We start from the raw sequence: 10,997 nt of genomic DNA on the forward strand, positions 1-10,997 counted from the left end.
GACAGCAGAAAATGAGGGGCTTGCCTTGCCAGCTGGATTTTTTTGCAACAGAGCCCTTGAAACTTTTCTAACCAACTATAATGAACTCGCGCCTGCGATCGGAAGATCGCATACCGCCTGCATCTCGCTCAAAATATGGCACAACTGATGAAATGCCTCCTGATGAGGCGACGATCTGCGCCAAGAAGCGTATATGGTTCGTTGTGGCGCGCGGCCGGAGATGCTCACAATTTTTACATTAGGAAAGGTACTTAGCCGGGGAGAGGCTAACGAAGGAACCATACTAGCCCCCCCTTTCATTGAAACGAGCGCACCGATTGTTTCGAGACTCAACCCTCTGATTTCGGTGCGACAAGCATTGTAGTCGTGCTGTGTCGTGCGTATCGCTGCAGGTAGCGTATCTTCGCTATAACCCTCGCCGTCTGCCATCGTCATAAACTCACATGCATCAAGATCCTGAACGTTTATTGATGTCTTTGCCGCAAGCGGATGAGCTACGTTGGCGATCAAATCAAAGCGCTCGGTGAACAGAGGTTTTGTTTCCAGATCCGCATTGTCAGCGAAACGGCAAGATAACATCATGTCAATTTCACTTCCGCGCAGACGTTGGGTGACCCCTTCGGTCTTGCCTTCCAGGAGATCAATTCTGACATCAGGAAAGTTTGCCTCGAACAGATTTACGACGTGAGGCAAAACATAGGCACCGATCGTTGAGATCGCGCCAAGTTTAAGGTGCCCTCCGAAGGGCCGGCTCGTCTTCACGGCGAGGAGGTCAAGTTTACCAACCACCCCGAGGACATCCTGAATGTGAGACAAGAGAACCTCACCTTCCAGGGTCGCCTTCACCTGCTGGCTGGACCGTTCGAATAAGGTCGTGCCAAGAGCTTCCTCGACCTTGCGAACCTGATGGGAGAGGCCCGACGGGCTTATCCCTAACTCCCGCGCAACGACCCTAAAGCTGGAGCGCTTCCAGACGGTCGTAACAAGGAGAAAATCCCGTATCGAGACCGCCGATAGCTTGTTCGATATGATCGTTCGATCTGTTCTATTCATTCGACTTGTCCAAACGCCACCTCATCTCCTATCCGAAAAAACATGATAGTACTAGTCATGATATTCAGAACCATGCTGGCTCCTGACTTTGCCTTGCAGACAGAACTGATCGGTAGGGGGCAGCATGACCACGATTTTCTTGAAATCCACTTTCGAAGAGCCATCCGAGACGGTTCGGGCTGCCGCGCTCCGTGGAGAAGTCGCCATCACAGAGCAAGCCGATCTCACGGTCGAGATTCTCATGTCGCACAAGGGGCTGATCACCGGTAATCAGCTCGACCAGAATGCCATGCTGGCGCTCAAGGATGCGCTCGCGTCTTTTCTCGATCACGGTGGGCGCTGGTTCTTCAACGGCCATATGGCGCGTCCGCTGGTTGATGGCATCGGTCAGTATCGTTCGATCGTCGCACCAAAACGACAAAATTTCGATCTGTCGTCGATCAATCCTCATTCGCTCTATGACGGTATCGACCTGAAGAAGATCGAGACCAACAGGGGCGTCGCGGGTTTCTACGGACGCGGCTGCAATCCGCCACCGGAGGGCGCGGTGGCCGTCAATGGGCTGGGCCCCACGAGTCCCGGTCGATTGGGTGTGGGCAAGGCCGCGGGCTGGCCGGTTCTTCTCCCATGCCGGCAATGACCTCGGCACGATCGGGCTTGAATGGAATCTCGCCCCGGACCTGACGCGGCGCATTATCAACTGGGCAAACGGCGGTTCCTGCCTCTCCTCGAATTGCTTCGCGCTGACACTGCCGCTCGAAGACTTGCCGCTAACCAGGGCCGAGAGCTATGGCGGCGCGCGCGATACAAGCAGGGTGGGCCCACGCATCGTCCCGTCGAGTTCCGGAACCTACTATCATATCCATAGTCTGGAAGGGTCGGCCTATACCGGTATTTTCGATGTCATCTGCGCATCCGAGGACCTCGTTAACGTACTGCGCCCCCAGGATATCCTCTGGGTGCCATGCCGAACCCCGGCCCAGCGCATGATCAAGCAGAGGGCTGTCATCGCCCGCCATCTTGATGCCGGCGGCACGGTGATCGCGTTGGGAGAAAGCCAGTCGGAATTATGGCTTCCTGCGGTCCATTTCACCAGAACGCCGACAAATTGGTGGTGGTGGCTCACCCCTGGGGCTGATCTCGGGGTCGAACTGACCGATCAGGCTAAGACACACCCATTGATGCGCCACATCGGCAAGCAGGACGTGACCTGGCATCTGCACGGCTGGTTCACGCCACCGGAAGGCGCACCGGTTCTGGCTCGCGACGGCGAGGGGCGCGCCATCCTCTACATGGACACGATTTCGACGGCCGGCACGATGGTCATCTCCTCGCTCGACCCGATGTACCATCACGGTTCACGCTTCATGCCGGCAACGACCCGCTTCCTCGACCGCTTTGCACCCAATCTGAGGGCCTGTGCGAATGCTTGACACGATTTCCCGTCAATGGCGGTCACCTGTCGTCGGCATTAATGCGATCGATAGTTGTCTGGCAGCAGCTTTCCCGATGGCGCCGCTGTTCGAAATTTCTTTCCACATTGTCCGATTTGTTCGACTTGATACGACGCCTTCCCCTTTGTACAAAAAAACATGAGTATTTTTATCATGAATAATGGGACAACCGATGACTTTGAAATTGCGCCTGTCTGCCGCCTTTTTCCTTCTCGCCCTTTCGCCGGCGCCGCTCCTTGCTGATCCCGTCACCTTCAAGGATGTTACGGGCGCGGAGATTACGCTGCCCGGCCCAGCGAAGCGGATCGTAACGCTGCCGCAGCCCGGTGCCGCGACTGTCATTGCGGTGGACGGCTCCTCGGAGCACCTGGTCGGCATGAATCCTGTTTCGCGCAAGGCCTTCGAAACAGGTCTTCTCAAAAAGATGTTCCCGGATGCCGCGTCCATCGAGAGCGGCATTGTCGCGGAGGGCGGCAACGGGTGGATGCCGAATGTCGAGGCGATCGCTGCGCTGAAGCCGGACCTCGTCATCCAGTGGGGCGGACGTGGCGACGAACTGGTGGCCCCCCTGCGCAATGCCGGTATTCCCGTCGCGCTGATGGTCGGTGGCGGCAATGGCGGCACGGAGGAACTGGCGCGGGAGAATATCCGCCTCGTCGCCAATATCCTTGGCAAGCAAGACAAGGCGGAGGCGTTGTTCAAATGGCGTGACGCGGTGATCGACGAGATCATGGCGACGCTTGCCGCGCATCAGGACGCCACCAGACCGAGAATCCTGCACCTGCGCTCCTCCAAGAGCAAGTTCACGGCGACCGGTGAGAAGAGCTACCAGAACTTCTACATCACATTGGTGGGCGGCGAAAATGTCGCCGCAGGTCTTGGCGTCCGGGCCGAGGTCAATGCAGAGCAGATCGCGGCCTGGAACCCCGACCTTATCATGCTGACGGCGCACGAAGCCGACGCCGGCCGCGAAACGATCCTGAAGGATGCTATCCTGTCGCAGACAGCCGCGGCAAAGGCTGGTCGCGTCTACAAGACGCCGAACGGCGGTTATGTCTGGGACAGCGCCAGCCATGAAAGCCCCTTCACCTGCATGTGGCTCGCCAATCTCGCCCATCCGGACCTCTTCCATTTCGACCTGCGCACCGAGGTGAAGAGCGGCTTCGAGCGGCTCTATAACTATACGCCCACCGATGAAGAGATCGATGCCGTGCTGAAGCTCGAACTCAACAAGGGTGCCGCCAACTACGAGCAGTTTGCCCGCAAATGACGTCCGCCCTGACCGAGGCCCGGCTTTCGAACGGGCAGGCGGCTGGCGGCGCCCTTCACTGGCTGTCGCTCGTGCTTGTCCTTGCGGTGGCGGCTTTCGTCTCCGCCGCCACCGGGCGGTTCCACATACCGCTTGCCGACGTATGGCAGATTCTCGGCCGCTGGCTTTCCAGCATGGCCGCACCGGAAACGATGGAAGAGCGCATACTCATCAATGTGCGCCTGCCGCGGATCCTGCTCGCAGCGATCGTCGGAGCGGGACTTGCGCTCTGCGGGGCGGCCCTGCAGGCGCTCTTTCGCAATCCGCTCGTCTCGCCCCGTGTCCTGGGTCTTTCCTCCGGCGCGGCACTGGGCGGCACGCTGACCCTGCTCGTCGGAGGCAGTGCCGCGATGCTGTTTGCGGCCACCTTCGCCTCGGCGCTTACGGCGCTGGTCCTGGTGGCGGTGATTTCGCATATGGCAGGGCGTTCGATCCTTTCCATCGTCCTGGCCGGCATCGTCATAGACGCATTGTTTTCCGCCATGATCTCGCTCACGCAATATGTCGCCGATCCGGAGACCTCGCTTCCCGCCATCGTCTTCTGGCTGATGGGCAGCTTTTCCTCGTCAAGCTGGCAAAAAGTCGGTGAGCATGGTCCGGTCATCCTCGTCGCCATCGCGCTTCTCTATCGCCTGCGTTTCCGCATCGCGGTGCTCTCGATGGGGGAAGAGGAGGCGCGGTCCTTCGGCGTCAATGTCGGCTTCTCGCGCTGGCTTGTCTTTGCGGTCATCTCGGTGATCATCGGCGGTTGCGTTGTGGTTTCCGGCGTCATCGGCTGGGTCGGCCTCGTCATTCCCCATGCCGCGCGCCTGCTCGTCGGCGAAAGCCATCGCCGCTTCCACGGTACGGCGGCGCTGCTCGGCGCCAGCTTCATGGTGACGGTCGATACGCTCGCCCGCACCGTGACGAGCGCGGAACTGCCGCTCGGTATCCTGACGGCGGTCATAGGCGCACCCGTCTTCATCTATCTCCTGTGCACGCGCCAGACGCAGGGAGGCCCTGCCCGATGATCACACTCAAGGATGCCGGCCTTCGAAGGGGTGAGCGCTGGATCTTCCGCCATGTCAGCTTCAAGCTGGCGGAGGGTGAGGTGCTGGCGATCCTCGGCCGTAACGGACGGGGCAAGACGACGCTGCTGCGCACCTTGCTCGGTTCGCTGACATTGACCGAGGGTGAGCGCACCATGCCGGCGCTCGTCGGCTATGTGCCGCAGTTGCAAAGTGGCGGCGAGCAGCATCGCTGCCTCGATATCGTGACGATGGGACGGGCCGGGCGGCTCGGGCTTTTCGGCCTGCCGGGCAAGCAGGACGAGGCGGCGGCGCTCTCCGCGCTCGCGGCCGTGGGCGCCGAGTGTTTCGCCGGGCGGCCCTTCGGCCAGCTTTCCGGCGGCGAGCGGCAGGTTGTGCTGCTTGCCCGGGCGCTGGCAACGGAAACGAAAGTACTGGTGCTCGACGAGCCGGCCGCCTCGCTCGACCTCGCCAATCAGGACCTTCTGCTCGGAGTCCTCATGCGCCTGCGGCAGGCGCGCGGCCATACGATCATCTTTACGACCCACCATCCGCAGCACGGCCTGTTCCTCGCGGACCGGGCGCTGATGATGCATGCCGGAGACGAGGTCCGCTATGGCCAAGCCTCCGCGATGATGACGGACGGAGAACTCGCCCGCCTCTACGGCGTGCCGTTTGCCCGCCATACTCCCGGCCCCGGCCGGCCAGATGTCGTTTCCCCGATCTTCGGGGCGGCGCCCCTTCCATCATAACCGCAAGACAGGAGCCAATCTTGGACACGATCACCTATCTCGAAAACGGCGAAACCTTCACCGTCAGCTTTGCCGAACTACTGAACTATCACGGCACCACCTTTCCGGGCGGCGTGGCGCATGGCCTGAAAGTGATGCAACGCGCCTTTCCGCTGCTCGACGAGGGCCGGCCGATCGAGCGCCGCGAGGTGCGCATCGATACGGCGTTTCCCGGCCCCGGCGGCCGCGACGCCATCGAATTCGTCACGCGCGCCCTGACGGACGACCGCTACACGGTTGACCGGTCGCTCGGTTGGGATGGCATCGAGGAAAGCCCCAAGGGCAAATACTACTTCCGCTTCACCTATCGGGGTACCGTCGTTGAGGTGACGATCCGTCCCGGCCATGTCCGCCCCGAGTTTATCACGCTGGCTCGCAAGGAGGACAGGACAGCCGAAGACGAGATACAGCTTGCCGCGTTGAAGCGCGAAATGGGTGATCGTCTGGTGCCACTCTCTCCCGAGGATGTCTATGACGCCAAGGTCAGCCGTGCCTGAGCACTGTTCCACCGAGGGCGGGCGTCGTGAATGGATGGGGGTGCTTGCCCGCGCCCCTATCGACCTCTTGAGATCGGCCTTCGACGGCAGCCGGCAGCGCCATGCGGCGCGCCGGTTTGTCGGACCGGAGGTCGGCCTTCTTCAGTTGTGTGCGAAAGCGCCCGTGACGGGAACGCCCTTCCATCTCGGCGAGGCGACCATGACGCGCTGCATCGTGGAGATCGACGGTCGGCGCGGTTATGCCGTGGTGCTCGGCCGCGATCCGGAGCGGGCTGAACTCGCCGCCTTCTTCGACGCGCTGCTGCAGGATCCGCAGTCGCACGCCCTGCTCGCATTGGAGCTGCTGCAGCCGGCCGAAGACGCCATCATGGCGCGGCGATGCCGCAAGGCCGAGGAGGCGCAGAAGACGGCGGCGCATTTCTTCACCGCGGCGAGACAAGGAAGTGCACCGTGAAAATCGAGATCGACCGGCGAGGCACGGATCGTATCCACGAGGACCAGCGCGTATTCCGCCGTCTTCTGGAAGCCTTCTCCTACCCCGGCAAAGTCGTGGTCCTTGCTGAAGGCAAGGCGGCGCACGCGGTCGTTCTGTCAACATTGGCCGACACTACGACACCGCTCTGGATCGACGAAAGCTTCGTGGATATTCGGGATCGCGCAATCGCGGCGCGGTGGCCGATGGTGGATAGAAAGTCCTGCACCTTTGCCCTCTGTCGTGGCGAGATGCTGGATCGGATCGATATCTTTCCGAAGGGAAGCCCGGCCGACCCGCATCTTTCCGCCACGGTCATTGCGGAGGTCACGGGCCTTTCGGGCGGTGCGGCGCTCAACCTTTCGGGGCCGGGAATCGGACCCGGGGGTCGGACCCTCGCCCCCCTTGGCCTGCCGGCGACGTTTCTCGCGCAATGGACGTGCAACAACGCTGCCTATCCGCTCGGCGTCGACCTCATCCTGACGGCGGGAGATTGGTGCGCCTGCCTTCCCCGTAGCGTGAGGCTGGAGATATCCGATGTACGTTCCCGTTAAGGGCGGCGAGGCCGCTATCGCTGCAAGTCTTGATGCGCTGGCGCGCAGGCGTCGGGGTGATCCCTCCGTGCCGGAGCTCACGGTTGCCCAGATAGGTGAGCAGATGCGCGGTGCAGTGGACAGGGTTATGACCGAAGGTGCGCTTTACGATCGGGACCTCGCAGCCCTTGCGCTTAAACAGGCACAGGGCGACGTGGCAGAGGCGACGTTCCTGCTGCGCGCCCATCGTGCGACCTTGCGGCGTATGGGCCATAGCGCGCCTATCGACTTTTCGGCCATCCGTCACGACCGGCATATCTCAGCCGCGGTGAAGGAACTGCCGGGCGGCCAGATTCTGGGGGCGACCTACGACTATACCCACCGGCTGCTCGATTTCTCGCTCATGGAGGAGGCGGCTTTTTTTCCTCTTCCCGAAGAGGTTGCGAGCACTCCATGCGCGCCTCCCTCATCCCGCTGCCGCGATCGCCTTCCCGGGGAGAGTCAGGAGCGGGAGGAGGCGCCGGTCGACATCACGCGGGTGCCGCTGCGTCCTCCCTACGGTGCATCCGAAACGCTCGGCCATCTGGTGCGGGGCGAGGAAGGCTTCTTGACGGGCATTGCCTATACGCGCCTTCGCACCGCCGGCGCGTCCCATCCCTATGTCGAGGAGCTTTCCGCAGGGGAAGTCGAGGTTTTCGTCGAGTTGGAGGAGCTCGGCCTCACCGTCTCTGTCGGCGATATCGAGGTGACGGCCTGCCGCATGGTGGCCCCGGTACTCGACGGGCGGCAATCGCATCTGTCCCCGGGCTTCGGCGTTGCCTTCGGCGCCAACGAGCGCAAGGCCGTGGCGATGGCGACAGTCGATCAGGCGATGAAATCTGGGCTCGACCCGGACCTGGTGCTGACGCATGGCGACGGGGTCGAGGCGAGCGGCTACGTCTCGCATCTCAAGCTGCCGCACTACTCCGATTTCCAGGCCGATCTCGAAACGATCCGGAGGCTTGCCGACGATGACTGAGACCTTCGCCTATCTCGATGAAGACAGCAAACGCTCCGTCCGTCGTACCATTCTGAAGGCACTAGCCGTTCCCGGTTACCAGGTGCCCTTCATCGCGCCGGAAATGCCGATCGCCTATGGTTGGGGTGTTGGCGGCATGGTCGTGACCGCAAGCCTCATCGGTGCAGACGACCGTCTGAAAGTGACCGACCACGGCTCCGACGAGACCGTGAATGCCGTCAATATCCGCGCCTTCTTCACGCGCACCGCCTTCGTTGCCACCACGACCCGGACCCGTGAGGCAACGCTGATCCAGGTCCGCCAGCGCGTGCCCGAGGCGATGCTCGCAGAGGGACAGGTCGTCGTCTACCAGGTGCCGCGGCCGGACCCGCTGCGCGCCTTCGTCAATTCAGCCGGCGAGGCGGCCCGCATGCACACGGCATCTGACTACGGTCGGGTCTATACGCGGCTCTTCGAGGAGAGGGCGGGAAGCGGAAGCGTCGCCCAGCCCGGCTATGACTATCCCGTCATGGTGGAAGGTCGCTATCTGATGTCACCTTCTCCTATCCCCAAGCGCGACAATGTCCGCCTCGACAATTCACCGGCCATCCAGATCTTCGGCGCGGCACGCGAACGCCGACTCTATGCGCTGCCACCCTATACGCGCGTGGAAAGCATCGCCTTCGAGGACGTTCCCTTTAACACCAGTCATCCCTCGGACGGACGGCAATGCGTGATATGCGGGTGCGCCACGAGCCATCTCGACCACCTTCTCCTCAAGGACGACGGAACGAGCGAATGGGTCTGCTCCGACACGGAATGCTGTGCCGAGCGTGCGGAGGAAGCCGCCAGTGCCTGACCTACCGCAGCCCCTCCTGACGCTTGACCACATCTCCTTCGGCGGGCGCATCGTGCGAGGTGCTTCGCTTTCGCTCTATCCAGGCGAGGTTCTTTGTCTCGTTGGAAAATCCGGCGCGGGAAAGTCGACAATGCTGCGCACGGCGGCCGGATGCCTGCCTCCGACGAAGGGTCAGGTCCTGCTCTCCGTCGATGACGGGACGCCGCTGTCTCTCTACGATCTGCCGGAGCAGGCCCTCGTCCCGCTCCGCCGCCGGCGGTTCGGCTTCGTCGCACAGGATGCCCGCGAGACGCTCGACCTGGCCGCGAGCGCTGCCGCCAACATCGCCCAGACGCTCTTCGACAATGGCGAACGCCACTTCGGTCGGGCCTTGGAGGCTGCACGGCACTGGTTTGGGGCACTGGACCTTGATGAAGCGCGGATGCGGGACCTGCCAGGCGCCTTTTCCGGCGGCATGCAGCAGCGGCTGCAAATCGCTCGCGCGCTCGTGCACGAGCCGGACATCCTGCTCCTGGACGAACCGACGACGGGCCTCGACACGTCCGCCCAGGCGCGGCTCCTGAGGCTCTTGTCCGAACTCCAGCGCCGGACGGGCGTGGCGATGCTGCTCGTGACCCACGACTTGCGCATAGCCCGACTCCTCGCGCACCGCGTCATCGTTCTGCACGAGGGGCGGATCGTCGAGGAAGCGCCGCCGGACCGATTGGTTGCCGATCCCTGCCATCCAGCAAGTCGCGATCTCGTCGCGTCGATGATTTGAGTGTTCGAATGACGATCCTGTGTGTCGAAGGCCTTGCGAAACGTTATGGCGACCGGACAATCGGCCCGGCGACCTTCACGCTGACGGCGGGCGAGGTGGGACTGGTCGTCGGCGGCTCGGGCTCGGGAAAATCGACGCTGCTGGACCTTATCTACGGTACTCGCGTGGCGAGCGCGGGCACGGCGATCCTGGATACCGGCGGGTGGCGGCGCGATCTTCTCACCCTTTCCGTGGTGGAACTGATCTCGATCAGGCGTTCGACCATTGGCTATTGCACGCAGTTTCTGACAGCTATTCCGGGCAAGTCCGGACTCGACCTTGCCCGAGAGATGGCCGCGCCCGGCACTTGCCTCACCGAAATAGAAGGGCTCTTTGAGCAGTTGGCGCTGCCGCCACATATCTGGGACCTGCCTGCCGTGACCTGGTCCGGTGGAGAGAAGCAACGTCTCAACATCGCGCTCGCCGCCTTGCGGCGACCGCGAATACTTCTACTCGATGAGCCCTTCGCCTCGCTCGATCGACCGCTGCACCCCATCATTTGGTCTTTCCTATCGGACTTGGCGAGAGCGGGCACCGCGTCGCTCATCGGCGTGCACCAAACCGAGGACGGCATCCCAACGGCAAGGACAGCGATCTCACTGGATCTAACAAAAGGGTAGCGTCCGCGCACGTGGTGTAATTTCGGAGGCGCATTGAGGCGGAAACGGCGGTGGAGAATGAGCTGCCGTATTCGTTGAGCGCAAGGTGGGCACCGGGCCTGTCGGAGAAGGTGGAGTTGCAAGACTTCAACCAGCCGAAAGGAACCCCGATGACCGACGACAGATTAGCTCTTTCCGAGCTTGCCGCGAAGAGCGGCGACAGCGATTTCCTGCGGGCCATTGCCGAAAGCGTGCTGCAACTGATCATGGAGGCCGACGTGGATGGCCTGATCGGCGCTGGGCGCTATGAACGTGGCGATGGCCGCCAGACCTGGCGCAACGGCTACCGCGACCGCTCCCTCGACACCCGGCTCGGCACGCTCAACCTGAAGATACCGAAGATGCGGCAGGGAGCCTACTTTCCCGGCTTCCTGGAGCCAAGGAAGATGGTGGAGAAGGCACTGGTGGCCGTCATCCAGGAGGCCTGGATCAACGGCGTTTCGACGCGCAAGGTCAATGAGCTGGTGCAGGCCATGGGCATGACGGGGATTTCCAAATCCTCCGTTTCCAAGTGTCAACGGCGGCGTAAAAACCGGCCACGGGGCGGAGCAAAAGTCGGCCACTTTG

The 10,997-nt window shown here is 62.2% G+C and carries 14 protein-coding genes; 13 read left to right on the top strand and 1 reads right to left on the bottom strand.

The window, feature by feature from the left end; all coding sequences use genetic code 11:
- Positions 1 to 75: 75 nt before the first annotated feature.
- Positions 76 to 1,053 (bottom strand): LysR family transcriptional regulator, encoded by a 978-nt coding sequence (locus V6767_RS22410; protein WP_448475468.1) that lies wholly within the window; start codon positions 1,051 to 1,053, stop codon positions 76 to 78.
- A 124-nt stretch (positions 1,054 to 1,177) separates the two neighbouring features.
- On the opposite strand from V6767_RS22410, the gene V6767_RS22415 reads away from it, so the two are divergent.
- The 13 genes from V6767_RS22415 to V6767_RS22475 all read left to right on the top strand — a co-directional run.
- Positions 1,178 to 1,693 carry a hypothetical protein gene (locus V6767_RS22415; RefSeq protein ID WP_448475469.1) on the top strand — a complete coding sequence of 172 codons (516 nt, stop codon included), beginning with the start codon at positions 1,178 to 1,180 and terminating at the stop codon, positions 1,691 to 1,693.
- On the top strand, positions 1,644 to 2,486 hold the full coding sequence (locus V6767_RS22420; RefSeq protein ID WP_448475470.1) for a hypothetical protein: 843 nt from the start codon (positions 1,644 to 1,646) through the stop codon (positions 2,484 to 2,486). Before V6767_RS22415 ends, V6767_RS22420 begins: the two co-directional genes overlap by 50 nt.
- 193 nt (positions 2,487 to 2,679) lie before the next feature.
- Entirely contained in the window at positions 2,680 to 3,777 is a 1,098-nt protein-coding gene (locus tag V6767_RS22425) for an ABC transporter substrate-binding protein (RefSeq protein ID WP_448475471.1), read from the top strand.
- The gene (locus V6767_RS22430) at positions 3,774 to 4,826 is read left to right on the top strand and encodes a FecCD family ABC transporter permease (protein ID WP_180902370.1); all 1,053 of its coding nucleotides are present in this window, start codon (positions 3,774 to 3,776) and stop codon (positions 4,824 to 4,826) included. The genes V6767_RS22425 and V6767_RS22430 overlap by 4 nt, the downstream gene beginning before the upstream one ends.
- Entirely contained in the window at positions 4,823 to 5,575 is a 753-nt protein-coding gene (locus tag V6767_RS22435; protein ID WP_448475472.1) for an ABC transporter ATP-binding protein, read from the top strand. The genes V6767_RS22430 and V6767_RS22435 overlap by 4 nt, the downstream gene beginning before the upstream one ends.
- A gap of 20 nt (positions 5,576 to 5,595) precedes the next feature.
- Complete coding sequence (locus V6767_RS22440) at positions 5,596 to 6,111, top strand: hypothetical protein (protein ID WP_106313149.1); 516 nt, start codon at positions 5,596 to 5,598, stop codon at positions 6,109 to 6,111.
- Positions 6,086 to 6,565 (top strand): phosphonate C-P lyase system protein PhnG, encoded by a 480-nt coding sequence (gene phnG / locus V6767_RS22445; RefSeq protein WP_180902372.1) that lies wholly within the window; start codon positions 6,086 to 6,088, stop codon positions 6,563 to 6,565. Before V6767_RS22440 ends, phnG begins: the two co-directional genes overlap by 26 nt.
- Positions 6,562 to 7,137 (top strand): phosphonate C-P lyase system protein PhnH, encoded by a 576-nt coding sequence (gene phnH, locus V6767_RS22450; protein WP_180902373.1) that lies wholly within the window; start codon positions 6,562 to 6,564, stop codon positions 7,135 to 7,137. Before phnG ends, phnH begins: the two co-directional genes overlap by 4 nt.
- On the top strand, positions 7,121 to 8,134 hold the full coding sequence (locus V6767_RS22455; RefSeq protein WP_200338235.1) for a carbon-phosphorus lyase complex subunit PhnI: 1,014 nt from the start codon (positions 7,121 to 7,123) through the stop codon (positions 8,132 to 8,134). The genes phnH and V6767_RS22455 overlap by 17 nt, the downstream gene beginning before the upstream one ends.
- A complete protein-coding gene (locus tag V6767_RS22460) occupies positions 8,127 to 8,972 on the top strand; it encodes an alpha-D-ribose 1-methylphosphonate 5-phosphate C-P-lyase PhnJ (protein WP_448475473.1) in 846 nt (281 codons plus the stop codon). Before V6767_RS22455 ends, V6767_RS22460 begins: the two co-directional genes overlap by 8 nt.
- 52 nt (positions 8,973 to 9,024) lie before the next feature.
- Complete coding sequence (locus V6767_RS22465; RefSeq protein ID WP_448475474.1) at positions 9,025 to 9,732, top strand: ATP-binding cassette domain-containing protein; 708 nt, start codon at positions 9,025 to 9,027, stop codon at positions 9,730 to 9,732.
- An 8-nt stretch (positions 9,733 to 9,740) separates the two neighbouring features.
- Complete coding sequence (locus V6767_RS22470; RefSeq protein WP_106313131.1) at positions 9,741 to 10,391, top strand: ATP-binding cassette domain-containing protein; 651 nt, start codon at positions 9,741 to 9,743, stop codon at positions 10,389 to 10,391.
- A gap of 149 nt (positions 10,392 to 10,540) precedes the next feature.
- Positions 10,541 to 10,997 (top strand): transposase (locus V6767_RS22475; RefSeq protein ID WP_448475475.1); only part of this gene is annotated, 457 nt, incomplete at its 3' end.

The sequence above is a fragment of the Martelella sp. FLE1502 genome (assembly GCF_053484255.1).